This window comes from Methylobacterium dankookense (assembly GCF_902141855.1).
GTDB lineage: Bacteria > Pseudomonadota > Alphaproteobacteria > Rhizobiales > Beijerinckiaceae > Methylobacterium > Methylobacterium dankookense.
Genome location: NZ_CABFVH010000049.1, coordinates 1 through 24,560 on the forward strand (window position 1 = coordinate 1; position 24,560 = coordinate 24,560).

Consider the following 24,560-nt stretch of genomic DNA (forward strand, 5'->3'; position numbering starts at 1 on the left):
CGGCCGCACCAGAGGGCAGTCTGCGAGAACGAGGTTAGGGGGTCAGAATTGGACGCCGATCCCCCGCCTCAAGGGGTCAAAGTTGCACGCCGAAACACACCCGGCCGATCTTCGGCAGACGGGCGACGGAAGCCATTTCGGGTTCAGTCGCTGAATCCGGACTTCGTGAGCGGGCAAGCGGGAGCGGGCATTCGCGCTCGCCTTCCTGCGCTTTGGAAACCGGCGAAGGGATGGCCGAGGTCGCGCCGGGCATACCGGTGGCACTGATATCGGGGTATGACCTTCCTCTTGAATTACCCGATGTGCTCGATGTCAAGATCGACTGTCCTCACCGTTGAGCCGAGCAAGCCACTCATGATAATTCATTGGATTACCTTGAAATAACGATATTTTGCAGTCGATTTCGAAACGCATGTTCGTTCGTGGGAATCGCATGCCGCTCGGACGGCATCAAGCGCTGGGCCAGATCGTGCAGCCCAGTGGGTGAGGCATCGAGGAACGCGCTGGGCGCCGCCGCTTATGCCCCACCGCCTTGACCACGAGGCTCGCCCGTATCCCCTGCGATGCCAAACAAAGTGCTTGGGCCGGGTTGGACGAGGCACATGCGGCGCTGCCCTGGTCGGGCTAGGCGGCCGATGATGCCCTGGCTGCCGGTCGCGTGCTTCAAGCCCTTGGAATGGGCCGCGCCCCTGAGCCGAAGCGCGGCTTCGGTGTGGGTATGCCGGCCAACCAGCAGCACGGACGGATCGTCGATGCGTCCGGCATGCCGGAGGCGATCCCGATGCAACCGACCAAGCTTGGCGCCGAACCGTGGAGGGCGGCGCCGGCGGAAGCCCTGGGCGGGCAACGATTGCGCACGGAGGACCCCGTCGCGGCCGAGCGCGACCTGCGAAACGAGGCGCTTGCCATGCTCGACGCGCTACGGCGATCTAAGCCTAGGAATCGACCCGTCAGCCACCCGGGCGAGCTCGATCTGTTGGAGGCCCCGGCGGGACGTTCCGGCGCGAGCGTTCCGGCGGAGCGTCGCGCAGGAGACCTAGGGCTCTTCCGGAGCGCGAGACGACGCACCTGAAAGGCAGTGTAGGCGATCAACCAAGATCAAGAGGCAGTCATGGAAGGTCTCGACCGGATCACCCGGGAAGAACCGTAGCGGGGAGCGCCCCGGCGGTGAGGGCCGGGGCGCTTCCCCTGCAAGGGAGCTCGCCCGTCTCAGAAGAAGCCGAGCTTCTTCGCCGAGTAGCTGACCAGCATGTTCTTGGTCTGCTGGTAGTGGTCGAGCATCATCTTGTGGGTCTCGCGGCCGATGCCGGACTGCTTGTAGCCGCCGAAGGCCGCGTGGGCCGGGTAGGCGTGGTAGCAGTTCGTCCAGACGCGGCCGGCCTGGATCGCCCGGCCGAAGCGGTAGGCGCGGGTCCCGTCGCGGGTCCAGACGCCGGCGCCGAGGCCGTAGAGGGTGTCGTTGGCGATGGAGAGCGCCTCGGCATCGTCCTTGAAGGTCGTGACCGACAGCACGGGGCCGAAGATCTCCTCCTGGAAGATGCGCATCTTGTTGTGGCCGCGGAACACGGTCGGCTTCATGTAGTAGCCGCCCGCGAACTCGCCGTCCTTGACGTTGCGCTCACCGCCCGTGAGGCACTGCGCGCCCTCCTGCTTGCCGATATCGACGTAGCTGAGGATCTTCTCCAGCTGCTCCGAGGAGGCCTGGGCGCCGATCATGGTCGCGGGATCGAGGGGCGACCCTTGCGTGATCGCCTCGACGCGCTTGACGGCGCGCTCGATGAAGCGGTCGTAGATCGACTCGTGCACCAGCGCGCGGCTGGGGCAGGTGCAGACCTCGCCCTGGTTGAGGGCGAACATGGTGAAGCCCTCGAGCGCCTTGTCGAGGAAGTCGTCGTCCTCGTTGGCCACGTCCGCGAAGAAGATGTTCGGCGACTTGCCGCCGAGCTCCAGCGTCACCGGGATCAGGTTCTGCGAGGCGTACTGCATGATGAGGCGGCCGGTGGTCGTCTCACCCGTGAAGGCGATCTTGGCGATGCGGGGCGAGGAGGCGAGCGGCTTGCCGGCCTCCAGGCCGAAGCCGTTGACGACGTTGAGCACGCCCGGCGGCAGCAGGTCGCCGATGACCTCCATCAGCACCAGCACCGAGGCGGGGGTCTGCTCGGCGGGCTTGAGGACGATGCAGTTGCCGGCCGCGAGCGCCGGGGCGAGCTTCCAGACCGCCATCAGGATCGGGAAGTTCCACGGGATGATCTGGCCGACGACGCCCAGCGGCTCGTGGAAGTGGTAGGCCACCGTGTCGTGGTCGATCTCGGAGATCGAGCCCTCCTGCGCCCGCACGCAGCCGGCGAAGTAGCGGAAATGGTCGATGGCGAGCGGGATGTCGGCGTGGGTCGTCTCGCGGATCGGCTTGCCGTTGTCCCAGGTCTCGGCGAGGGCGATCAGATCGAGGTTCTCCTCCATCCGGTCGGCCATCTTGTTGAGGATGCGCGCGCGCTCGGCCGGCGCGGTGCGGGCCCAGGCGTCCTTCGCCGCGTGGGCGGCGTCCAGCGCCTTCTCGATGTCCTGCGCGTCGGAGCGGGCGACCTCGCAGATGACCTTGCCGGTGATCGGCGAGGTATTCTCGAAGTAGCGGCCGGCTGCGGGCGCGACCCACTGTCCGCCGATGAAGTTGTCGTAGCGCGCCGAGAAGGGCGACTTGGTCTTGGCGTCGGCCAGGAATTCCGGCTTGTTCATCGGCGTCTCCTCGTTCTGTGCCGTATCGGCGGTCGATCAGGGGAAATTCAGTCGCCCAAAAGCCGGACGACGTTAGGATTGCTTCGACAAGCGCCGCGCGCCCCGTGGCGTTTGGCCCCTGGGCGTTGCGTTGTACCCGCGTTGGCTCGGCTTGGGTTGACCTGGATCAAGCGGCAATGGCCAGGGTCGTCAGACTTTTGGAGAAGACGCGCCGGGTCCCTTCCTGCCCCTTCACTGGCTGTCATCAGGAGCGGACGCTCGACAGGCGGACCAGGACCGTGCAGATCCGTTCCTCTGTCGGGCCTCGTAGGGCCCCGAGTTCGCCCGCGATGCCTGAGGCGTACGCACGAGGCCATCGGCTCCGCGGGTCGCCCTGTCGCAGGCGCGTGGAACAGGGCGGCCCTCAGCTCCGGTTGAACATCTTTGGCACCTTCCCGGGTCGAGCCGCGGCTAAAGGCGTGCGAGTGCCTCCCGAGCCAAGCGCGTCATGTCGCCCACCAGAACAATCGGCTGTTCGAACATCGCGAAGTCGTCGCCATCATCACCACCTCGGCCATGTTCCCCGCAGGGCTGGTCTTCCTGACTTGGCCGATTGCTTGCGCCCGACCGTGCTGCCGAGGTTCGCATGCCGCGTCCCGCCCGGAACGGCGGGCCCACCACGGAAAGGACCCGAGGCGCGCCCGCTCGCGGCGTCCGGGACCATGCCGCTCCCCAAGACCTTACCGGACGCCTCGCCGGGGCGGCGACGGTCCCGGCCCGCGTCATCGGATCGAGGCGTCGGTGACGGGAATCGGGCGAACCCGGTTCCGCCCCTCCCGTTTCGCCTCGTAGAGCGCTTCGTCCGCCCTGTGGATCAAGTCGGAGCCGCTCTCGCCCGGGCCGTACTGTGCGACCCCTACCGACACGGTGATGCGGCCAAGCGGCTCGCGCGAGTCCTTCTTGACCAGTCGGCATGCCTCCACGGAGGTGCGGATTCTGTCGGCCACCGCGGCGCCGACGCGCAGGTCCGCATCGGCCAGAAGGACGGCAAACTCCTCGCCGCCGTATCGGGCCACCGTGTCCCCCGCCTTCACGCCGTCCGCCAGCAGCCTGCCGACGACACGCAACACGTTGTCACCGGTCCGGTGCCCGTGCAGGTCGTTGAAGCGCTTGAAGTGGTCGACGTCGAGCATCAGCAGCGTGAATGGGCCGCCGGCGCCCGCCTCGGCCTCTGCCACGGTCCGCCGTAGCGATCTCTCGAAGGCCCGCCTGTTCGGGATGCCGGTCAGGACGTCGACCTCGGCCTCCCGCCTGGCATCGGCCAGCTCCCGCCTCAGCTTGGCGATCCGGACTGTGGCTGCCGAGAGTTGGTCCTCAAGCAAGCGGTTGCGCTCGCCGGCCCGGCCCGTCTCTAGGGACAGCACCGTCACCGCCTTGAGCAGTTCCTCGACAGAGGCCTGCTGCCGGAGTTGCGTCGCCCAGAGGGCGAGGTGATGCCCGTACCCGCACAACGACCGCTGATTCGATCCGATGTCTTCGAGAAGGCCCTCCGCCGTGTCCGTCAGCGCCTGTGCGCTTGCGTCCACCGTCTCGTCCGACTCGCGCGCATTCGCGCGGCAGAGCTCGTGCAGTTCTTCGAGATGCTCGTCGAGGATGGCCCGCTCGTCGCAGAGCAACGGCAGCAAGCGCCGGCTGATCTCCGGATCGGTCCCGCTGAAATGGATGAAGAGCACCTCGTAGGCACGGGGCGTCGGTACGACGCCCCGTGCCTGCAAGGTCGTCCACGCGGCCTCGGCGCACCATCGGTCCCGCGGGAGATGCACGTTTCCTCCGTCCGCGGAAACCGCCTTCGGGGGCCTGTTCACCGTCGTGTCCTCCCCTGCCGGCCCAGGGGTGGCGGCCCCCCGCCGATTCCAGCCGGGCCGCCCGAGAGGATCATGAGGGCTGCCGGTTCCCGCATCGGGCAAAGCTTCTCCATTGCCAATCCGGGCATCCCGCTTCCCAGCGGCGTCCGAGGCAAGCTCGCTCGTCCTTCGGGCGCCCGCGACCTGCCAAGCGCGCGACGGGTGTGCCGCATCTACGCGGCGATGCCGTCGCCCGGACGGAACCGCTTCGTCGCCGGCGGCAACCGCCACCCTGACGCGGCTCGCTTATCGTACGGTGAAGGATGGGACGGCAGGCAGGAACGCGGTCAGTCATGGGCGAGCGGAAACATGTCATTCGCCGCCTTCAGCCCCGCGCTCCAGACGAAGTGCTCCCGAAACCGCTCATGGAGATCGATTCCTGCCGGTCGCCGGCGGACCCTGGCGCGGATGGATCTGGTCGCTCGTGCTGCACCACCGCTTGCCGTTCACTCAGGAGACGCCTCGGCCATCTGCTTCGCCTTCCGCACCGGCCTGCCTCAGAGCGCCGGAAGGTTCCCAGCATCAGACCCAGAGGTAGGAGGCCAACGTCGTGACGCGAGAACCGACAATGCGGATCGCCTTGCGCAGCTTCTCGCCGCTGACGCCCGTGCGGGCTCCGAACTCCTCGCACGCCTCACCGTCTCACGAATGAAGATGCGTCCGCTCGGGCCGGGTCGTCTTAGTTTCGGATATGGGCGACCCTACCGTGCCCTGCTGGAGCACGCTCCTGGTGTGGAGCTTCGGGTGCAGGGAGAACGTTGCGGCGGCAGGTTCGTGCCGTAACGCCGTCCGCGGATGCACGCGACCCGCGCTCGTTGCGCAAGGGCCGTGAGCCGAGGGCTTGGACCGAGGGTTACTTGGTGATCATCACCGAAACGGGGTCGCTGCCGGGGAAGGTCTCCTCAAGGGCATCGTCGTAGTTTGCCTTCCAGACGGTCGGGGCGGTTGCCCGGCAAGGCACTGTCCGAAGGACGTCGCAGGGCCTCGTCGGACAGAATGCGCAACCGGCGGCGCTCGGCCTGGCGAGTGACGGCGTCGAAGACGAGGGCGGCGAGGCCGGCGCCGATGAGGAGGGCGGGAAGCGGGTTCTCGCGCAGCGCGCCGGTCACACGCTCGGCGGTGAGGCTTACGGCGCCGCCCGGGTCGCGCGTCCCCGTGAGCTCCTCGGCCAAGCTCGGCGGGTTCAGGCGGGACGACAGGTCGGACAGCGTGGTCTCCAGCCTGCCGCGCGTCGCCTCGACCTCATGCTCCAACTCGTCCGCCGACTTGCTCATTCGCCCATGCGCTCCGTGATGATGGCGGCGTCCTGCCTGACCTGCCGCTCGGTCCGGGTCGGCTCCAACCCCGAGAGGGATGCCTTGCTGCGCCCGAACAGTGCCAAGGCAACGGCGATGACCGCGAACACGCCCCCGACGACGAGCGCGGCCAGCGCGTCGGATTGGAGCAGGACCGCCAAGGCTTTCACCAGGGCGAAGATCCACACGAGCAACGCCGTCAGGACAAACACGCCGGCGGCGATGAACAAGCCCAGGGCCAGCATGAGGTGCTGCAGGCTCTCGGCCATCTCGGCGCGCAAAAGCCGGATCTCCGTCGAGACAAGCTCCTGGGTCTCGCGGATGGCGTCGCCGGCAAGCTCCGGGACGGTTCGGGGCCTGGGCTCGCTCATGAACGACGCTCGATATCCGGTACGGGCAGGACATCGACGGGCACCACCGCGTGAGACCGCGGGATCGGCCTGATCGTCGACGCCTTGAAGAAGCGGACCAGCGCAATGCCGGCGACGGCGGCGGCGGCCAGGGCAATGCCCGGTCGGCGCCGGACGGCGGCCTCGACCTCGTCGTAAAGCTCGCCAACCGTTCGTCGGCCGATGTCCTCTGAGAGCTCCTCGACGCCCGTGGCCGCGCTGTCGAAGAACGCCTTGAGGTGTGGGCTCCCCCCGAAGCTCGCGCCGCTCTCGCGGATGGCCGCGGCGACGTCCGAGACGGCGCGGACCGCATCCTGCTTCCGGTTGGCGGCGTAGCCCTGGACCTGCTCGCGGATGGCCCCCGCGAGGCCCACGCCCGGGGAGGGGTTATGCCCCACGGAACCGGGTGAAGGATCCCGGGAACGGTCGGGCATCGTGGCGTATCCTCTCGCGAGCGCATGTTCGGACCGTCAGAAATGGTAGGGCGTTGCGTGAGTTCCGCAATCTCCGCCCGAGCCCATGTGGGCCGAATTGCCCAGCTCCGCGTTGAGGCGTCGAGGGCGCGCCGTTCGCCAATGGGGGTCGATATGGACGAGAAGCGGGTAACCGGCGAGGTCAAGAAGGTGGCAGGTCAGGCCGAAGGTGCCGCGGGCGACCTGACCGGCGACAAGGAGACCAAGGCGGATGGGCAGGCGACGGAGCTGCGGGGCACGGTCGAGAACCTAGTTGGGCAAGCCAAAGATGCGGCGCGCGACATCGCTGGTCAGGCGAGCCAGGCCGCCGGACAGGCGGGCGAGATCGCGCGCGGCGCCTTGCGGACCGGCCGCGAGCGGCTGCCGGGCGCCGACGAGGCCTACCGACGCGGCAGCGCGGCGGTCCGCGGCCACGTCCAGGAGGCCCCGCTGATTGCGCTCGTGGCGGCGCTCGGCGTCGGCTACCTGCTCGGCCTGCTCGTCCACGGACGAGACTGATCCGACGCGGGGGGCCGACGCCGCCTTCCGACGCGGCCGGTCCCCCGTCGCATGGACACCGAACCGCGCGAGGTGGGTTGCCGTTAGGGGGGCGCGAGCATGCACCCCCATGCCGGTGTTTTTCTTCGACGTGTGCGCCCGCGGGCGCCTGGAGGCCGACGACACCGGCCTGGAGCTCGCCAGCGCCGAGGCTGCCTACCTTGAAGCCTGCGCCGCCGTCCCGGGCCTGACGGCCGAGCTCCTGCGCGCCGGGGACCACCCGCGTGGGTACGCTTTCGTCGTGGCCGACGAGGCGGGACGGGTCCTGTTCGAGATCCCGTTCCAAGAGATTCTGGGCAAGCCTTGAGGCGACTAGAACCCGCCGTCCCCGGCAGCATGGCCGATCCGGTACCCCACCCGTACGCCGAGCCGCGCCGAGGCATCCGAGACCACGGGCGTCCCGCATGCGGTCATGACGGCGCGCAGGCAGTCCACGGCCTCCTCGGCCTCAGCCAAGGTCGCAAGACCCTTGCGGCGGAAGACCTTACCGGAGGCGAGCACCGCCATGACGGCGAAGCGCCCGTCCGGCTTGTCGGCGATGCGGCACCTGACCGGCTTGGCCGTGACCTGCCTCCGCCCGTCTCCTCAGGCCGTCAGGCGGCGCGTGTTGTCGGCGACCAGCTCCCGGTAGCGGGCTATGACCTGGTCGTGCGAGCCGCCCGTCATGAGCGTGTTGGCGGCCTCCAATGCGGCCACAACCTTCTCGCCGACCATCGACACCATCTCCGCCTGCGCCTCCGCGCCGCCCCAGGCCAGCCGCACCAACCGCAACTCGATGACCCGCTGCGCCTCAACGGCGAGAAGGAACGCGGCACAGAACGGGTTCAGCATCGAGGGCTCCGACCAGGGTGGTGCCCGACAACGTCGGGCCGCCGCCCGGGCTCCCGGCGACGGCTACGCAGTCGGTCAACGAGGCACGGGTACGCACAGCCTCCAGGCGCGCTATCCGCGGCCCATGAGGGACGCCATACTCGATAGGATGGCGGCGTCCGCGACGGGCATCGCCGCGTTGAACGCCGTCGCCGACGAACTGACCGCGGCGTCGGCTTGCCATGGCCAACAGGTCGCCAAGGTATGCTCGGCTTTTCGCGCCGCCGGCGCGTGCGGGCGCTGGAGATGCAGGGCCAGCTCGCGGCCCTCGGCGACGCCTACGCCGCCCGCTTCCGCGAGGGCTGATACACGTCGTCGCTGCCCCGGCCTCCGCGCCCTGATGAACGGCCACGCTGAAACCAACGGCATCCCGGCCCATTGGTGTGAACGAATTTGACCCATGTTAACGCGAGGCCAGGGCTGTCGGGAAGGCGCCGCCCCGGGACGGGATACCATGCGCCAGTGCCACCAGCGGCATCCGAGCCGTTCCTCGGCCACCCAGGATCCATGCCTGCACGGGGTCGGCCACGGGCTGGAGGAAGCCTACGACGACCTCCTGCGGGAGACCCTGCCCGAGGATTGGAAGCGTTTGGCTGACCTTCTCGCCGAACGTGTCGAGGTCGTTGAGACACGGAAGGAGAGTTGATGCCGGATGCCACCCACACGCCCCGCCTGGCCCTCGTCGTCGACGAGGACGCGGCCGCCCGGGACCGCGCCGAGATGCTCCTCGGCGAGACCGAGCTTGACGTGGTCACCTGCGCGAGCGGCGAGGCCGCCGTCGAGGTGCTCCGGCGCCGCGGCCAGGAGATCGTCCTGCTGTTGACCAAGGCGACGCTGGATGGGGAGTTGGACGGGCACGGGCTGGCGACGGCCGCCGGCAAGCTCCGGCCGGGCATCCGGGTCGTGCTGACCACCGGCACGCCGGAGACGTGCCGTGAACGGCTGCCCGACGAGGCCGTGTGCACCCGCCAACCCTGGCTGCCGCTCGATGTCCTCGTCCAGGCTCATGCCGCCCTGCTCGGGTCGCCGCGCGGCCCGGAGGCCCGATGACAGACGCCCGCCCGGCGCACTGATGCCCGGGGACCGTTCGCCCGCCAATGTCGATACATCCCGCGATGCCCCTCCGGCTGACAGCGTGCGACCGGAGGGCGGGCTGGGAGGGCGTCAAGCCGGGCACGCGGTTCATGCTCGATCTCATCAGGCCGGGCACTCGCGGCAACGCCTGAGGCCGTAGCCGCGGGGACCGAGCATCCAAGAAGCTGGTTCCCGCCGCGGTCGGCGTGCGCAGGCGGGCCGCGGCGAGCGCCACAATCCTACGGAACCGACAAACCCGATATTAGGCACGATGCGGTTAAAGGGCCCGTACGACGCCCGGCGAAAGCGCCTGTAAGGGCTTCGGGCGTTAGCAACCCAGCAAGGACAACGCTTGGGAGTGCCCGCCGATGGCCCTGCCGCGCCCGCTCGCGCGACGCCTCCGCTCCGCCCGCACCGTGATCGCGCTCGGCGTGCTGGCGCCCGTCGGCATGCTCGTCGTCTCCGGGCTGATGCTGCTCGACCTGCGCCGGGACGCCTGGGACAAGGCCGAGCAGACCTCGAAAAACCTGCTCCAGGTCATTGAGCGCGACATCGCCCGCAACGTCGAGATCATCGACCTCTCGCGCAGGCCGTCGTCGAGAACCTTCGCACGCCGGGCCTCGACGCGGTCCGCCCCGAGATGCGCCAGCTCGTGCTGTTCGACCGCGCCGGCACGGCCCGCGACGTGGGTGTCACCCTGGTCATCGACGAGCGGGGCGAGATCGCCGCCGATTCCGGCGCCCTGCCGGCACGCAAGGGCAACTACGCCGACCGGGACTACTTCCGCATCCACCGTGAGCGGGCAGACCTCGGCCTCTACGTCGCCCGGCCCCTCGTCTCGCGCCTGACCGGCGAGCGCATGCTCCCCTTCAGCCGCCGCATCGACAAGCCGGACGGGTCCTTCGGCGGAGTGGCGCTCGGGACCCTCAAGCTCAGCTACTTCTCGCGCCTGTTCGACCAGCTCGGCCTCGAGCGGGACGGCGCCATAAACCTCTACCTGCGCGACGACACGCGCATCATGCGCCACCCTTACGAGGAGGCGGACATCGGCGTGAACATCGCCGGCGCCCCGACCTTCGAGCGGTTCGTGGCTGAGCGGTCCGGCACCTTCGTCGGGACCTCGGTGCGCGACGGGGTCGAGCGGCACTACGCCTTCACCCGGGTCGGCGACCTGCCGCTGGTGCTCAACGTCGCCCTCGCGACCGCCGACATCGAGGCCGGCTGGCGCGCCAAGGCCGCGGTCATCGGCACGCTCGTGCTCGTCCTGTGCGGCCTGACCGTCTTCCTCTCGCTGCTGTTCGGCCGCGAGCTCCGGCGCCGCGCCGCCATGCAAGCCCAGCTCACCCACCTGGCGCGCACGGACGGCCTGACCGGACTGGCCAACCGGCGCCGGTTCGAGGAGGAGTTCGAGCGGGCCCGGAAGGGCGCCGGGCGCACGGCCAGGCCGCTGTCGCTGCTCATCGTCGACGCCGACCACTTTAAGCGCTGGAACGACCGCTACGGCCACGCGGTCGGGGACGAGGTGCTGAGGGGTCTCGCCCGCTGCCTCGGGGCCAGCGTGCACAGGCCCGACGACCTCGTCGCCCGCATCCGCGGCGAGGAATCCGCGGTGCTGCTGCCGGAGACGGACGAGGACGAGGCGAACCGCGTCGCCCAGGCCATCCATCGTGCCGTGGCGACGCTTGCGGTACCAGCGTCCGGCCCAGGCGTCGGCGCCGTCACGGTCAGCGTCGGCCTCGCCGTCGATGCCGCGGGCGGGGGTGCTATGGGCGACCTTTACCGCCGGGCGGACACGGCGCTCTACGAGGCGAAGGCCGGCGGGCGGAACCGGACGCATCGTGCGGCGGCTCCCGTGCTCCGGACAAAGGTGGCCGCCTGAACCTCTCTGGAGGTGCCGGCATCCGGACGCCTCAGGGATGCGAGCCCTCGCTTTCCGGGTCGCACTCGGCGGCGAGGTCCAGCCGCACGGTGCAGAGCCGGGCACCGCCTTCGTCCCGAACGTAGGCCACGAACGCCCTTCGCCCATCCGCGGGCGGCGCCTCCCGCCCGACGTCGGGCAGGGCCGCTATCGCCGCGTCGCGCGCGGCCTGCAGGTCCGGATACTCCTGCCCCTCCTCGTCCTTCAGCCACATCTCACCGTCCAGGAAGTCAAGGAAGTAGCGGGGCATCGCGACGCAAGGGCATGGGGAGCGGGAAGCGTACGAACCTAGAAACCGTTCCGGCGCCGATGGTTGCATGGGTTAAGGCAGGTGGCGCCCGGCGCGCGGCAAACCGATGAAGGTCGCCGGCCTTCCAGTCTTTTGTGCACTTATGAACAGACATCGCGACGGGTGCCGCGGTAGAGCTTGCGACCGAGCCAACCGCACCCGAACCCGCCGCGCTGACCCATGCCCCCCGACAACGACGCTCCCCTCAGCGGCAATCTGCTCCTCGCCTCCCTTCGCCTGCCCGACCAGGCCCTGCTCAAGCCGCACCTGGAGCTGAAGGAGTACCGGCGCGGCGACGTGCTCTTCGACGCAGGCGAGGACGTCGGCCACATCACCTTTCCGCTCGGCCAGTGCGTGGCGGCCCTCCTCATCGGGCTGCAGGACGGACGCGCCGTGGAGACGGCCACAGTCGGGCGCGAGGGCGCTGTCGGCGGCGTGGTGAGCCAGGGCTCCCTGCCGGCCTTCAGCCGGGCCGTGGTGCAGATCCCCGGCTCGGTGCTGCGCATCGAGGCTACAGTGCTGCAGCAGGTCAAGCAGACCTCGCCGGGCCTCCGGAACCTGATCACCCGCTACTCCGACTGCCTGCTTGCCCAGGTTCTGCAGTCGGTGGCCTGCAACGCCAGCCACACCATCGAGGCGCGCTGCGCCAGGTGGCTGCTGGGCCTTCAGGACCGGCTCGGCAGCGACGTCCTGCCGGTCACGCACGAGGTGCTGGCCGAACTCCTGGGCGTGCAACGCTCCTACCTGACGCGCACGCTGCGGACCCTGCAGCAGCAGGGCCTGATCCAGGTCCGTCGCGGGCGCATCATCATCCTGAGCCGTCCCGCTGTGGAGGCCTCCGCCTGCGAGTGCCACGGCGCGGTCAAGCGCCACTTCGAGACCGTGCTGGGCGCCGTCTACAACGCCTCCGGCACGCTGGTGTCCCTGCGACCAGCGCAAACGGGCGACAAGCAGATGTGCCAGGCCGTCTGAGAGGGCGCCGCGCGGATGGAACGGAAAGCGGTTCCCGGGCGTGACCCTGCCATGGGGCGGCCCAGCCAAACGACCAATGAATACGCGCGCCTGCGGGCGCTCGCCGGCTACGACATCCTCGACACGCCGCGCGTGCGGGAGTTCGACGACGTCGCCGAGTTGGCGGCCGAGATCTGCGGCACGCCCATCGCGGTCGTGAACTTCATCGGGGACAGGCGGCAGTTCTTCAAGGCCGAGGTGGGCCTCGGGGTGCGCGAGACCCCGCTGGAGACCTCGTTCTGCCGCCAGGCCATCCTGCAGAGCGACTTCCTCTACGTGCCCGACGCGGCGCGGGACCCGCGCTTCGCCGGCAACCCGCTCGTGACCGGCGAGCCCGGCCTGCGCTTCTACGCGGGCGCCCTGCTCAGGACCGAGGACGGGTACCCGGTCGGCACGGTCTGCGTGCTCGACACCCGGCCGCGCGAACTCACGGAGAGGCAGCAGGACGGCCTGCGGCGCCTCGCCCGCCAGAGCATGGCGCTGCTGGAGGCGCGCCGCAGCGCCCGCGCCGAGCAGGTTCAGAGAGAGCTGCACGAGCGCATCCTGGAGAGCGCGACGGACTACGCCATCATCGCGATGGACCGAGCCGGCCGCGTCACCCGCTGGAGCGCCGGCGCCGAGCGCGTCCTCGGCTGGCGCGAGGAGGAGATGCTGGGCGACCCCGCCCATGTGTTCTTCACGCCCGAGGACCGCGAGGCCGGCCGTCCGGAGGCCGAGATGGAGCTGGCGCTGAAGGACGGTTTCGCGCCCGACGAGCGCTGGCACCTGCGCAAGGGCGGCGAGCAGTTCTGGGCCAACGGCGAGCTCATGCCGCTGAAGGGCGCGGACGGCACGGTCCAGGGTTTCGTCAAGATCCTGCGCGACCGCACCCGGCAGCGCGCGGAAGCCGCGGAGCGCAACGCGAGCGAGCTGCGCTTTCGCTCCCTCGTCGAGGTCAGCCCGCAGGTGGTCTGGTTCGGCGATGCCGCCGGCGAGATCACCTACTGCAACCCGACCTGGTACGCGTATACCGGGCTCACCCCGGGCGACACGGGCGGCGACGGCTGGGCCGGTGCGATCCATCCCGACCACCGCGAGCGGGTGCTCGGCGTCTGGAGGCACGCGGTCGCGACTGAGGGCCACTACGAGGTCGAGATCCCGTTCCGCCGGGCCTCGGACGGGCAGTACCGCTGGTTCCTGGCGCGCGGCAAACCCGTGCGCGGCCAGGACGGCCCGGTCGAGAGCTGGATCGGCATCGCCATCGACATCCACGACCGGCGCCAGGCCGAGGACGATCTGCGCCAGGCCCGCGAGCAGCTGCGGCTCGCCGTCGAGGCGACCGGGACCGGCGTGTTCGACTACGACCTCGTCTCGGACGAGCTGAAGTGGGATGCCCGCATCCTCGCCCTCTACGGGCTGCCGCCGGACGCCCCCGTCGACCTGTCCGTGCACCTGGCCCGCGTGCACCCGGACGACCGTGCCAGAGCGGACGAGGCCGTGCGCGCCGCGGTCGACCCGGCCGGCGACGGCGTCTACGACGTCACGTACCGCACGATGGCCCCGGAAGACGGGACCGAGCGCTGGGTGTCCGCCAAGGGGCAGACCCTGTTCGAGGACGGGCGGCCGGTGCGCCTCATCGGCTTCGCGAGCGACGTCACCGGGAGCCGCCGCGCCGAGCAGGCGCTGCGCGAGACCGAGGAGCGCTACCGGCTGGTCTCACGCGCCACCAACGACGCGATCTGGGATTGGACATTCGCCACCAACCACGTGCTCTGGAACGAGGCGCTCCAGACTGCCCACGGCCACCGGCCCGAGGCCGCGGAGCCCACCGGCGACTGGTGGATCGGCCACATCCACCCGGACGACCGCGCCCGCATCGACGCCTCCATCCACGCCGTCATCGACGGCACCGGCACGGTCTGGACCGACGAGTACCGCTTCCTGCGCGCCGACGGCTCCTACGCTGACATCCTCGACCGCGGCTACGTCATACGGGACGAGCATGGTCGTGCGACGCGCATGATTGGCGCCATGCTCGACATCAGCGAGCGCAAGCGCGCGGAGGAGCACCAGCGCCTGCTCACCGGCGAGCTTCAGCATCGGGTCAAGAACACGCTCGCTCTTGTGCAGGCCATCGCCAGCCAGACCCTGCGCGGGGCGAGCGACGTCGCCGAGATGCGGGAGGCGTTCGCCGCGCGCCTGATCTCGCTCGGCCGCGCCCATGACATTCTGACCCAGGCAAGCTGGACGGAGGCGCCCATCGGAGAGGTGGCCGAGGGCGCGCTCTGCGTGCACCGCCAGGCCGATGCCTCTCGCATCCGGATCAGCGGGCCCAACGTACTCCTGTCCGCCAAGGCCGCGCTCTCGCTGGCGCTGGCGCTGCACGAGCTCGCCACGAATGCCGCCAAGTACGGGTCGCTCTCGAACGAGGGCGGCGTGGTCGACCTGCGCTGGCACGTGGTGCACGCGGCCGGGGCGCCCCGCTTCTGCCTGACCTGGTCCGAGCAGGGCGGGCCGCCGATTCTGAGCCCGCCCGCCCGCCGCGGCTTCGGCTCGCGCCTGATCGAGCGCAGCTTCGCGGCCGAGGTCGGCGGCGAGGTCCGGCTCACCTACGCGCCGACGGGCCTCGTCTGTCGCCTGGAGGCGCCGCTCGCCTCCATGCAGGAGCGGCGGGGCGAGGCCGCGGCCTAGACGCTGCATCCCGGGCGCGGGCGTTGCCGCCCGCACGCTCCGGCTCCTGCCCCTCGACGGCATCGACAGCACAATCGCCAAGCATAGCTGCGGGAAGCGCTCGTGACCTGTTCCGGCCCCGACGACGCGAAGAAGACGACGGACGGCGCTGCCTTTTTGGATGGCGATGAAGCCATCGGGACCGAGCTTCCGGCCAAGGCTCACGGACGCTCGACCAGATCGCCGACGCCTTGGGCGTCGCCACGACCCTGCTGAAGCAAGGCAATGGCGCGGGGGTGTCGTCGGAGGGGAGCACGGCCAGCTTGGCCGAAGCGTCGGCGTTGCTGCAGGCCTTCATCCGCGTCGAGGACTCGGAGGTGCGCCGGAGCCTCCTTGCCCAAGCGCGCGACGCGGCGCCACGGGAGTAAAGCTCGGGGCCGCGGCCCCAACAATCCCGCAATCGCGTGCGAGGCTGCGCCGGACCGGTCGCGAGCGCACGTGACCCACATCCCGGCGCGCAAGCCGCCTTTCCCCGCCGTTCGCCGAACCAGAGCACGATGACCCGCTACCTCGTCACGCGCGCCAACCTGCTGGTCTTCGGCGTACTCGTCGTCATCCTGGCGCTGGTCGGCGCGGTCACCTGGGAGCGGCTGAACGCGTCGCGGGCCGCCCGCGAGTGGTCGCAGCACAGCTACCGCGTGCTCGGAACCACGAAGGACCTCGCTATCGCGTTGCGCGACGCCGAGCGCGGCCAGCGCGGCTACCTGCTCACCGGCCGCGACGAGTACCTCGCGCCCTACAACACGGCGCGCGACCGCATCGGGCTGCTCCAGGGCGAGCTCCAGAAGCTGACCGCCGACAACGGCGCCCAGCAGGAGCGCCTGCAGGCGCTGGCGCCGCTCCTTCAGCACAAGCTGGAGGAGCTCGCCCAGACCGTGCAGGCGCGTCGCGACAGCGGCCTTGAGACGGCCCTGCGCATCGTCAACACCGATACCGGCCGCAACGACATGCGCGAGGCGGAGAACGTTCTCGCCGCCATGCTCGCCGACGAGCAGCGGCTGCTCGACGCGCGCCTCGCCCAGAACGACGCCCGCGCCCGGTGGGTGCGCTGGCTCGTCATCGCCGGCTCGGCGCTGGCGGTCCTCACCCTGCTTTGGGCGGCACGCCTCCTGAACCAGGCTTGGTCGCGCTCCTACCGGACCGAGGCCGAGCAGCGCGACCTGGCGCTGCGCCTGCGCACCACGCTGGACAGCCTCAGCCAGGGCGTCGCGGTGTTCGGGCCCGACCGCAAGCTCGCGAGCTGGAACGAGTGCTTCCAGGTCCTGCTCGACCTGCCGAAGGCGATGCTGCGTCCGAGCACCACCTACGCCGCCTTCGTCGAGCACACGGGTGAGCCGGGCCGCCCGGCGCTGGAGACCGAGGACCAGATCCGGCACGGCAGCCGCAACCCGCGCGAGGCGGTCACCTACGAGCGCGAGCGGGCCGACGGGCCCCACCTGGAGATCCGCCGCACCCCGATGCCGGACGGCGGCTTCGTGCTGACCATCTCCGACATGACCAAGCGCGCCCAGGCCGAGGGCGTGCTCCGGGAAGCCCAGAAGATGCAGGCCATCGGTCAGCTGACCGGCGGCATCGCGCACGACTTCAACAACCTGCTGCAGGTCATCCTCGGGAACCTGGAGTTCGTCCGGGCCAAGCTCGACGGCGACGCCAAGCTGCAGCAGCGGGTCGAGCGCGCGGCCTGGGCGGCCCAGCGCGGGGCGACGCTCACCGGCCAGCTCCTCGCGTTCGCGCGCAAGCAGCCGCTGGCGCCCGCCGCCATCGATCTCGCCGCGACCATGCCCGACCTCATCCCGCTGCTGCGGCGCACGCTCGGCGAGCCCATCGAGGTGCGCTACGTCGAGACCGCCGGCTTGTGGCCGGCCATGGCCGACCCGGCGCAGTTGGAGAGCGCGGTCCTGAACCTGGCGCTCAACGCGCGCGACGCGATGCCGGGCGGCGGACGCCTCACCATCGAGCTCGGCAACAAGGTGCTCGACGAGGAGTACGCGCGGCACCATGCCGAGGTGGTGCCCGGCGACTACGCCATGGTGGCGGTCTCGGACACCGGACACGGCATGACGCCGGAGGTGGTCGCGCGCGTGTTCGAGCCGTTCTTCACGACGAAGCCCGACGGCAAGGGCACGGGGCTCGGCCTCGCCATGGTGTTCGGCTTCGTGAAGCAGTCGGGAGGGCACGTGAAGATCTACTCGGAACCCGGCGAGGGCACCACGGTGAAGCTCTACCTGCCGCGCGCGGTCGGGGCGGCCACACCGTCGCAACGGACAGGCGCGCCCATCGAGCTCCCGCGTGGCACAGGCACGGTGCTGGTTGTGGAGGACGAGGCGGCGGTGCGCGAGATCGCCTGCGCCATCCTCGTCGACCTCGGCTACCGGGTGCTGGAGGCGGCCGACGGCGAGGAGGCGCTGCGCGTCTTCGGGCAGAACACGACCGCCATCGACCTGCTGCTCACCGACGTGGTGCTGCCGGGCAAGGTGCGCGGCCGGGAGCTCTCGGAGCGCGTCCGGTCCGTCCGGCCGGAGGTGCGGGTGCTCTTCATGTCGGGCTATACCGAGAACTCCATCGTGCACCACGGTCGCCTCGACGACGGCGTGCAGCTCATCGGCAAGCCGTTCAAGCGCGAGCAACTCGCCCGCAAGGTCGCCGAGGTGCTCGGAAATCCCACCGAGACGAGGGAGCTCGGCAAGGTGGTGGAGATCAGGCCCAGGAGCAACGCCTGAACCGCCGGGCCCGCCCTCGGCCGCGCGCACGAAGCTTGCGCTGACCTTTGACACAGGTGTGCGCGGGTGTCGGGCCGGGTCGAGACGCCGGCTCGAAGGGAGCGCATTCGACGAGAGGATGCGGTGCCGCGCTACTTCTTCGACGTCTTCGATGGGGGCGGATCGCGCGACGACGAGGGCACGGAGCTTGCCGACGCGGAGCACTCCAGGCGCAAGGCCGTCCGGCTCGCGGGCAGGATCAGCGGCGGCGACGCGCGACATCGCATGCGGGCGCGATTGTTACCTGGAGGTGGGGGGACGACCGCGGCTCGTTGACGGCGCTCCTCGATTTCGTCGTGACCGCGCATGCGGGCGCGACCTAGGACAAGTGGTCCGGGGTTGACGATGCGGACCGGCGGACCGAAGGCTCCCCTCAGGCGCCGGTCGCCGGCAAGGGCATGCGGACGGAGACCCGTAGCCCGTCCTGGGCGAAATCGACTGCGACCTCGGCCCCCGTCTGCGTGGCCAGGACCTTGTTGAGGAGCCGATGGCCGAAACCTTCGCGCGTCGGATGCCCGACCGGCGGCCCGTCGTGCTCCGCCCAGTCCCAGCGCAGGCTGCGCCCGGGCGGTCCCTCCTCGATCCACCACGTCACCTGGAGGCGCCCGTTCGGGTCTGCCAAGGACCCGTGCCGCAGGCAATTGGTGGTCAACTCATGCAGGGCCATGCCGACCGGCACCGCGATCTCGGACGGCAGCACGACCCTGGGTCCTTCCAGCGTGAGGCGGCCGCGCTCGCCGTAGGGGTCGAGCTCGGCCCGCAGCAGCCCGTCGAACGAGGCGGCCTGGGCGATGTCCTCGGTGATCAGCGCGTGCGTGCGGGCCAGCGAAGCGATGCGGCCCGACAGGGCGCGGGTGAACTCCGGGATGGTGAGGGACGAGCGCACTGTCGCGTTCAGCACCGCCTGGACGGTGGCGAGGGTGTTCTTCACCCGGTGGTGCAGCTCGCGCACCATCAGCGCCTGGCGGTCCTCGTAGGCCCGCCGCTCGGTGATGTCGCGCTGTGCCGAGACCCACCGCACGATGCGGCCCTCGGCGTCGCGCAAGGGCGTGATCAGCCATTCGACCACGTATGCCGAGCCGTCCTTGCGGTAGTTCACCGCCTCGCCCTGGAAGGGCTCGCCGACCGCGAGCGCGGCGCGCATGCGGTCGAGCACGGCGCGCTCGGTCCCGGGGCCCTGAAGCAGGCGCGGCGACCTGCCGAGAACCTCCCGGGGCGCGTAGCCGGTCATGCGGGTGAAGGCGGGATTGGCGTACTCGATGCGCGGGCCCGGCTCGTTGAGCTCGGCCGAGGTGATCAGGACCGCCTCGCCCGTCGCCTCGACCGCGGCGAACAGGACATCCAGGTCGGGCCGAACCGGCTCGGTCTCGTCGGGTTGCTGCACGTCCGTTTCCCCCGGCGGCGGCAGGAGGTTGCCGCACGCCCATCTCGGCCCAACCAGGGGCCACGCGGACAATCGGCGGGCCAGGGGATGGTTGCCGTTGGCTGGCACCTCTCCACAGGGCCGAGCGTCGCAGGGGAACGGCTGGCCTGACCTCCCGTTATCGAGCGCTCGCCCCCGCTGGGGCCCAGAATACGGAGGAACGGATGAGCATCTTCGGGTCGATCATGTCGAAGATCTTCGGCGGCAGCGCCAGCGCCCAGGCGGCAGCCCCGCACGCCTCGGAGACGCCGAGCGTGTCGGCCGCGGCGCAGGGCCAGAATGGCCCGACCGGCTCGGCCAGCAGCGCCGCGGCGCCTTCGATGAGCGGGGCGCCATCCCCAGTCGCGGCCGGCCCGGCCGGCGCCGGTCAGGCGAATGTCGACGTCGGGCAAGTGCTCGCCGACCTTGCCTCGAAGAAGGGCCAGAACCTCGACTACAAGCGCTCCATCGTCGACCTGATGAAGCTGCTCGACCTCGACAGCAGCCTGCAGGCCCGCAAGCGACTCGCCGACGAGCTGCACTACACGGGCGACAAGGAGGACTCGGCCACCATGAACGTCTGGCTGCACAAGCAGGTCGTGCAGAAGCTCGCCGAGAACGGCGGCAACGTTCCGGACGACCTCAAGCATGCCTGACGGCTGATCCCGCCGCCCGGGCCCGCCGCGCCCCGCCGTGGATACGGCCGCGCCGGGCCATAGGCGCGGGGACCCTCGGACGCCAGGCGGGGGTTGACCTGCCGGTGACGGCGCGCGCTGGCGCCGTCACCCGAACCCGGGACCCCACGCACGCGCAGGACAACCAGCCCATGCACCATCGCTTCGTCGTCACCCTCACCATCGCTTTCGCGGCCGTGGGCCTGGACGCGAGAGCCGGCTCCCCATCCAAGCCCGACCGGGAAGCCCTGAAGGCGCGCTGCAGTGGCGACTACGCGACCTACTGCGGCGACCTCCCGCCGGACGGGCCGGAGGTCCAAGCCTGCTTCCGGAAGAACATGGCCGACCTCTCGCCGGCCTGCCGCACGGAGATCGGACGCCACGAGCGGGGCGGCAGGAAGGGCTGAAATGAACGTGGAGTGGGATAGCGGCGACGCCCGCATCGGCGCGGATGTCCCTGTGCTCGACGCGCTGACGCGTGAGCGCCTCGGGCGGCAGATGCAGGAGATGTACGAACCCGTGGTCGACGAGCCGCTTGACCCACGCCTCGCCGAGCTGCTCCACGCCCCGGATCTGGCACGCGACGCGGCCGGCTGAGCCTACCGTGCCGCTCGCCGGTCAACGGTGCGGGACGGCCGCGAGGAGCCTGCCCAAGCACCGCGACCGCTCCGGGCCCAGCAATGTTAATCCCCGGAACTTCGACCTCCGCCGGACGATTCTGACCGATAGCCGCATCAAGCGCCGGGCTGTCCGGGAGGATGACCATGACCGCGACCGTCACGCCGGGCACGCCCGACACGCCGCGCAACCGCGGGGACCACGACGCCCCGCACACCAGCTCCGTCACGCCGACGGAGGACATGCGCTCCGTCATGCTCAACAAGATCTCCTGGGGCGCCGTGCTCGCGGGCGTGGTCGTCGCCCTCGTTGTGCAGTTGCTCCTCAACCTGCTGGGATTGGGCATCGGCGCTGCCTCGCTGACGGCGGCGGGCGGCGACAATCCCTCCGCCCAGACCTTCTCCATCGGTGCGGGCTTGTGGTGGACGCTGTCCGGCGTCGTCGCCTCCTTCGCCGGCGCCTACGCGGCGGGCCGCCTCTCAGGGAAGCCGAAGGAGAACACCGCGGCTTGGCACGGCCTGACGGCTTGGGCCTTCACCACGCTGGTCATCTTCTACCTGCTGTCCTCGACGGTCGGAGGCGTGCTCGGCGGCGCCTTCAACTCGCTCAGCAGCGTGGCCGGCGGCCTGGCGAACACGGCCGGCGGTGCGGTGCAGACGGCCGCGCAGACGGCTGCGCCCTCGCTGTCGAAGGTGAGCGACCCGTTCTCCTCCATTGAGCAGTCGGTCCGCGGCGCTTCCGCCGGACAGGACCCGGCAGCGGCGAAGGATGCGGCCGTGTCCGCGATGCGCGCCGCCCTCACCGGCAACCCCGCCCAGGCCGACGCGGCGCGCAACCGCGCGGCGGAGGCTCTAGCCAAGGCGCAGAATATCCCGGTGGATCAGGCCAAGGGACAGGTGCAGCAGTACGAGCAGCAGTACCGCCAAGCGACCGACAGCGCCAAGGAGCAGGCCAAGCAGGCCGCCGAGCTGACGCGCAAGGCCGTCTCCCGCGGCGCCCTGTTCGGCTTCTTCGCGCTGGTGCTCGGCGCGGTCGCCTCGTGGTTCGGCGGCCGAATGGGCGCCGTCCACCCGACCGTCACGGGCCTGAACCTCGGTCCGATGCCGCGGCGGCCGTAAGCGGCGCCTGCCAGTCCGACACCGGCGGCCGGCGCCCCCGAGGTTCGGGTGCCGGCCCTCGCATCGAGCGATGAAGGCGGTTTCCACTGCCTCGTGACAGAAGGAATGACATGAGCGACGGCTATCCCTCCATGACGGCGCTGCTGGGCCTGTTGGCGCTGGCTGGCTACCAGAACAGGGACAAACTCGCGGAGCTGCTCGGTGGTGCCGGCCAGGGTGCGCCTGCACCGTCCGGCCACGGCGCCGCGCCCGGCGGCCAAGGCGGCCTGGGCGGAGCCCTGGGCGGAGGTCTCGGCGGCCTTCTCGGCGGCCTTCTGGGCAACCAGCGCAGTGCGGGGCCCGGCGGCTTCCTGAACAGCGGCCTGGGCGAGATGCTGGAGCGCTTCCACCAGGCCGGCCACGGGCCGGCCGCGCAGTCCTGGGTGAACCATGGACCCAACCAGGAGATCGCGCCGCACCAATTGGAGCAGGCCATCGGGCCCGACGTGCTTGCGACCCTGACGCAGCGCACCGGCCTATCCCGGGACGAGTTGCTGTCACGCCTCTCCCGTGACCTCCCGCAGGCCATCGACCGCTACACGCCGGACGGCCGGGTTCCGGCCTAGCCACATTGCGCATCCGACGCGGCCGGGGGTGGCGTGACGCCGAGCGCCGACCGCGTCGGAACCGATGCAGGTTGCGGGCGGTCACCTCAAGGCAGTTCCCCTCCGGCACGGATGAGCGAATGGCCGAGCCTTGGACGGTAGACCTCGACGAGCTTCTCGACTGCCTGATCGTGGGCGGTGGTCCGGCTGGCCTGACAGCCGCGCTCTACCTGGCTCGCTTCGAGCGCCGCTTCCTCGTGGTCGACGCGGGGGATTCCCGCGCTTCCTGGATACCGATCAGCCACAATATCCCGGTCTTAGCCGACGGCATCCCCGGACGGGAGATCCTCGCCCGCCAGCGTGACCACCTCGCGCGGCACGAGGTGCGCGTCGTCAGTGGAACCGTCACGGCGTTGCGCAAGGACGAGGGAGGCTTCCCGGCCCGCATCGAAGCTGCGCAGGAGCTGTGCGCGAGGTGCGGGCGCGCCGGGTGCTCCTCGCGACGGGAGCGGACGACGTGGAGCCGGCCCTTCCCGAGTTGCCCGACGCCGTTCGTCGGGGCCTCGTGCGCTACTGCCCGATCTGTGACGGCTACGAGGCGCGGGGCAAGCGCATCGCGGTGATCGGCCATGGCGACAGGGGCCTGGGCGAGGCGGTCTTCGTGGCCCACCCTACTCCCGCGACATGACCCTGCTGACGCTGGGCCAGGGCATGGACCTCGACGCGGGCGAGCGCGAACGGGTGAACGAGCACGGCATCAAGGTCGTCCACGAGCCCGTCGTCGGGATCGGCATCGAGGACGGCAGGCTCGCGCGGCTGCGCACGGAAGGTGGGGAGGAGCACCGCTTCGAGGTGCTCTACTCGGCGCTCGGGCTGAAGCTGCGGGCCGAGCTCGCGCTGGGTCTCGGGGCCGAGCATGACGGCACGGGCGCGCTCGTCGTCGACGAACACAACCGAACGACGGTGCCGGGCCTCTACGCCTCCGGCGGCGTGGTACGCGGCCTCGACCAAGTCGTGGTCGCGATGGGCCACGGGGCGATTGCCGCCACCGACATCCATAACCGCTGCGAGCTGCCCACCGAGGAGGAGGTCGACGGGGCCGAGCGCAAGGCCGGCGCCGCCTGACCCCGGGTTCGAAACCCTCAGAAGAGCGCGACCAACGCGACGCCCGCCACCATGAGTACGCCGCCGAGCACCCGCCACATGCTGGCCTGGTGCACCTCGAACCCGACCCAGCCGTAATGGTCGAGGACGATGGAGGCGAGAACGCCCACCGTCACCAGGGTACCGAGGAACGGAGCGGCGCCGAGCTTCGGGGCGATGAAGAGCTGGGACAAGGTCAGCACGGTGCCGAGTACCCCGCCGCACCAGGCCCACCAGGGGATATGCGTTGCCTGTTCGTAGCTCGGCACGCTCAGCCGCCCCGAAACCAAGCCCGTGACCAGCAAAGCCGTTCCGCTCACGATGACCACGACGAGGCCGGCAAAGAAGGGCTGAGCCGAAGCCTTGGCCAGGGTCGAGTTCGGGCCGGGCTGGATAGCGTTTGCGAGCCCGGCAAGCATGGCGAGGCCGTAGAGGTACCACATGCGGGAGCCTTGGAAGGGGAAAGGCTCCCCAACGTGGGGCGCGGCGGCGGCCTGTCTTCCGGATCAGGATGCCGCAGTCGCTCGCGCAAACCCTTCCTCCTGGCGGAGGTTGTCCAAGACGCTCCCTGGGCGGGAAAGGGGCAGTGTCCCGTAGAAGGCGGAGGCGCCATGGCGGCCGAACACGATCAGGATTGCCCGTACATGCGCCGGCTGCACGAGATGCTCGCCGACCGCTCATTGTCGGTCATCCCGGCCTTGGCGGACGTGTTGCTGGACCGGCTCAACGCCTTCGAGGCAGAGGCCAAGGCGGCCGGCGCTTCGGCCGCGACCCTCAGTGCCATCTCGAACGCGCGCTTCACGGCAGGGGTGGCGACCCTGCGCCCCTGGTTCCCCATGCCCCGGGGCCACTGACAAGCCGAGGAATCGTGAGTTCATCCGCTTCGACGTTGAGGTTCCTCGTCGCCGAGAGCGAGACGCCTGAGGCGCGCGAGAAGCGCCGGACCAGCGTCGGCCGCTCCTCGGGCGAGACCTACCTCGACATTCTGCGCAGGCTCGCGCCGGGCGCCGCCTGCGACCGCATCCAGCCGGCCGACGCCGATGCCTCGCTTCCGCTCGGGGCTAGCCTCGACGGCTAAGAT

The 24,560-nt window shown here is 70.4% G+C and carries 26 protein-coding genes and 2 pseudogenes; 18 read left to right on the plus strand and 10 right to left on the minus strand.

Features of this window, described 5'->3' with window-relative positions; translation table 11 throughout:
• Positions 1-1,209: 1,209 nt before the first annotated feature.
• The 5 genes from adh to MTDSW087_RS24760 all read right to left on the minus strand — a co-directional run bounded on the left by adh (position 1,210) and on the right by MTDSW087_RS24760 (position 6,734).
• Positions 1,210-2,733 carry an aldehyde dehydrogenase gene (gene adh, locus MTDSW087_RS24735; RefSeq protein WP_144767629.1) on the minus strand — a complete coding sequence of 508 codons (1,524 nt, stop codon included), beginning with the start codon at positions 2,731-2,733 and terminating at the stop codon, positions 1,210-1,212.
• 761 nt (positions 2,734-3,494) lie between these two features.
• Positions 3,495-4,577, minus strand: coding sequence for a GGDEF domain-containing protein (locus MTDSW087_RS24740; protein ID WP_186383991.1), 1,083 nt, complete (start codon positions 4,575-4,577; stop codon positions 3,495-3,497).
• Between the two features lie 941 nt (positions 4,578-5,518).
• Positions 5,519-5,890, minus strand: coding sequence for a DUF3618 domain-containing protein (locus MTDSW087_RS31330; protein WP_306421704.1), 372 nt, complete (start codon positions 5,888-5,890; stop codon positions 5,519-5,521).
• A complete protein-coding gene (locus MTDSW087_RS24755) occupies positions 5,887-6,282 on the minus strand; it encodes a phage holin family protein (RefSeq protein ID WP_144767632.1) in 396 nt (131 codons plus the stop codon). The genes MTDSW087_RS31330 and MTDSW087_RS24755 overlap by 4 nt, the downstream gene beginning before the upstream one ends.
• Entirely contained in the window at positions 6,279-6,734 is a 456-nt protein-coding gene (locus tag MTDSW087_RS24760) for a hypothetical protein (RefSeq protein WP_144767634.1), read from the minus strand. Before MTDSW087_RS24760 ends, MTDSW087_RS24755 begins: the two co-directional genes overlap by 4 nt.
• A 153-nt stretch (positions 6,735-6,887) precedes the next feature.
• Here MTDSW087_RS24760 and MTDSW087_RS24765 point away from each other — a divergent pair, with 153 nt between their 5' ends.
• A complete protein-coding gene (locus MTDSW087_RS24765) occupies positions 6,888-7,271 on the plus strand; it encodes a CsbD family protein (RefSeq protein ID WP_144767636.1) in 384 nt (127 codons plus the stop codon).
• 109 nt (positions 7,272-7,380) lie between these two features.
• The gene (locus MTDSW087_RS24770; protein ID WP_144767638.1) at positions 7,381-7,617 is read left to right on the plus strand and encodes a DUF6894 family protein; all 237 of its coding nucleotides are present in this window, start codon (positions 7,381-7,383) and stop codon (positions 7,615-7,617) included.
• A gap of 5 nt (positions 7,618-7,622) precedes the next feature.
• Here MTDSW087_RS24770 and MTDSW087_RS24775 read toward each other — a convergent pair whose 3' ends face one another.
• Positions 7,623-7,817, minus strand: a complete 195-nt coding sequence (locus MTDSW087_RS24775) for a hypothetical protein (RefSeq protein WP_144767640.1) — start codon at positions 7,815-7,817, stop codon at positions 7,623-7,625.
• 78 nt (positions 7,818-7,895) lie between these two features.
• Complete coding sequence (locus MTDSW087_RS24780; RefSeq protein WP_144767642.1) at positions 7,896-8,141, minus strand: hypothetical protein; 246 nt, start codon at positions 8,139-8,141, stop codon at positions 7,896-7,898.
• A gap of 684 nt (positions 8,142-8,825) precedes the next feature.
• On the opposite strand from MTDSW087_RS24780, the gene MTDSW087_RS24785 reads away from it, so the two are divergent.
• Positions 8,826-9,230, plus strand: coding sequence for a response regulator (locus tag MTDSW087_RS24785; RefSeq protein ID WP_144767644.1), 405 nt, complete (start codon positions 8,826-8,828; stop codon positions 9,228-9,230).
• Positions 9,231-9,622: 392 nt separating this feature from the next.
• Positions 9,623-11,133, plus strand: a pseudogene (locus MTDSW087_RS24790) (sensor domain-containing diguanylate cyclase).
• A 31-nt stretch (positions 11,134-11,164) separates the two neighbouring features.
• On the opposite strand, the gene MTDSW087_RS24795 reads toward MTDSW087_RS24790, so the two are convergent.
• Positions 11,165-11,422 carry a DUF6894 family protein gene (locus tag MTDSW087_RS24795; RefSeq protein WP_144767646.1) on the minus strand — a complete coding sequence of 86 codons (258 nt, stop codon included), beginning with the start codon at positions 11,420-11,422 and terminating at the stop codon, positions 11,165-11,167.
• A gap of 219 nt (positions 11,423-11,641) precedes the next feature.
• Between MTDSW087_RS24795 and MTDSW087_RS24800 the strand changes: the two genes are divergently transcribed.
• The 4 genes from MTDSW087_RS24800 (at position 11,642) to MTDSW087_RS31490 (ending at position 18,216) form a co-directional block, all read left to right on the plus strand.
• A complete protein-coding gene (locus tag MTDSW087_RS24800; RefSeq protein WP_144767649.1) occupies positions 11,642-12,433 on the plus strand; it encodes a Crp/Fnr family transcriptional regulator in 792 nt (263 codons plus the stop codon).
• 51 nt (positions 12,434-12,484) lie between these two features.
• Positions 12,485-15,142 (plus strand): PAS domain-containing protein, encoded by a 2,658-nt coding sequence (locus tag MTDSW087_RS24805; protein ID WP_144767652.1) that lies wholly within the window; start codon positions 12,485-12,487, stop codon positions 15,140-15,142.
• Positions 15,143-15,678: 536 nt separating this feature from the next.
• The gene (locus MTDSW087_RS24810) at positions 15,679-17,901 is read left to right on the plus strand and encodes a CHASE3 domain-containing protein (RefSeq protein ID WP_144767656.1); all 2,223 of its coding nucleotides are present in this window, start codon (positions 15,679-15,681) and stop codon (positions 17,899-17,901) included.
• A 123-nt stretch (positions 17,902-18,024) separates the two neighbouring features.
• A complete protein-coding gene (locus MTDSW087_RS31490) occupies positions 18,025-18,216 on the plus strand; it encodes a DUF6894 family protein (protein ID WP_373322041.1) in 192 nt (63 codons plus the stop codon).
• 97 nt (positions 18,217-18,313) lie between these two features.
• Here MTDSW087_RS31490 and MTDSW087_RS24815 read toward each other — a convergent pair whose 3' ends face one another.
• Positions 18,314-19,324: an HWE histidine kinase domain-containing protein gene (locus tag MTDSW087_RS24815; protein ID WP_144767658.1), complete on the minus strand. Its 1,011-nt coding sequence runs from the start codon at positions 19,322-19,324 to the stop codon at positions 18,314-18,316.
• Positions 19,325-19,527: 203 nt separating this feature from the next.
• On the opposite strand from MTDSW087_RS24815, the gene MTDSW087_RS24820 reads away from it, so the two are divergent.
• The 8 genes and pseudogenes from MTDSW087_RS24820 (at position 19,528) to MTDSW087_RS31025 (ending at position 23,461) form a co-directional block, all read left to right on the plus strand.
• Positions 19,528-19,998 carry a DUF3597 domain-containing protein gene (locus MTDSW087_RS24820; protein WP_144767660.1) on the plus strand — a complete coding sequence of 157 codons (471 nt, stop codon included), beginning with the start codon at positions 19,528-19,530 and terminating at the stop codon, positions 19,996-19,998.
• A 170-nt stretch (positions 19,999-20,168) separates the two neighbouring features.
• Positions 20,169-20,423 carry a hypothetical protein gene (locus tag MTDSW087_RS24825; RefSeq protein ID WP_144767662.1) on the plus strand — a complete coding sequence of 85 codons (255 nt, stop codon included), beginning with the start codon at positions 20,169-20,171 and terminating at the stop codon, positions 20,421-20,423.
• Position 20,424: 1 nt separating this feature from the next.
• Positions 20,425-20,613, plus strand: coding sequence for a hypothetical protein (locus tag MTDSW087_RS24830; protein ID WP_144767665.1), 189 nt, complete (start codon positions 20,425-20,427; stop codon positions 20,611-20,613).
• A gap of 167 nt (positions 20,614-20,780) precedes the next feature.
• Entirely contained in the window at positions 20,781-21,752 is a 972-nt protein-coding gene (locus MTDSW087_RS24835; RefSeq protein WP_144767668.1) for a cytidylyltransferase family protein, read from the plus strand.
• Positions 21,753-21,862: 110 nt separating this feature from the next.
• Positions 21,863-22,357, plus strand: coding sequence for a YidB family protein (locus MTDSW087_RS24840; RefSeq protein WP_144767671.1), 495 nt, complete (start codon positions 21,863-21,865; stop codon positions 22,355-22,357).
• Between the two features lie 119 nt (positions 22,358-22,476).
• Positions 22,477-22,572 (plus strand): annotated as a pseudogene (locus MTDSW087_RS31015) (hypothetical protein); the annotation flags it as partial.
• Positions 22,573-22,811: 239 nt separating this feature from the next.
• Complete coding sequence (locus MTDSW087_RS31020) at positions 22,812-23,024, plus strand: NAD(P)/FAD-dependent oxidoreductase (RefSeq protein ID WP_238179574.1); 213 nt, start codon at positions 22,812-22,814, stop codon at positions 23,022-23,024.
• Positions 23,021-23,461: an FAD-dependent oxidoreductase gene (locus MTDSW087_RS31025; protein WP_238179566.1), complete on the plus strand. Its 441-nt coding sequence runs from the start codon at positions 23,021-23,023 to the stop codon at positions 23,459-23,461. Before MTDSW087_RS31020 ends, MTDSW087_RS31025 begins: the two co-directional genes overlap by 4 nt.
• A 17-nt stretch (positions 23,462-23,478) precedes the next feature.
• On the opposite strand, the gene MTDSW087_RS24850 is transcribed toward MTDSW087_RS31025, so the two are convergent.
• Positions 23,479-23,922: a DMT family transporter gene (locus MTDSW087_RS24850; protein ID WP_144767674.1), complete on the minus strand. Its 444-nt coding sequence runs from the start codon at positions 23,920-23,922 to the stop codon at positions 23,479-23,481.
• 168 nt (positions 23,923-24,090) lie between these two features.
• On the opposite strand from MTDSW087_RS24850, the gene MTDSW087_RS24855 reads away from it, so the two are divergent.
• Positions 24,091-24,333 carry a hypothetical protein gene (locus MTDSW087_RS24855; protein WP_144767676.1) on the plus strand — a complete coding sequence of 81 codons (243 nt, stop codon included), beginning with the start codon at positions 24,091-24,093 and terminating at the stop codon, positions 24,331-24,333.
• Positions 24,334-24,347: 14 nt separating this feature from the next.
• Positions 24,348-24,557 carry a hypothetical protein gene (locus tag MTDSW087_RS31030; RefSeq protein WP_238179568.1) on the plus strand — a complete coding sequence of 70 codons (210 nt, stop codon included), beginning with the start codon at positions 24,348-24,350 and terminating at the stop codon, positions 24,555-24,557.
• Positions 24,558-24,560 lie beyond the last annotated feature (3 nt).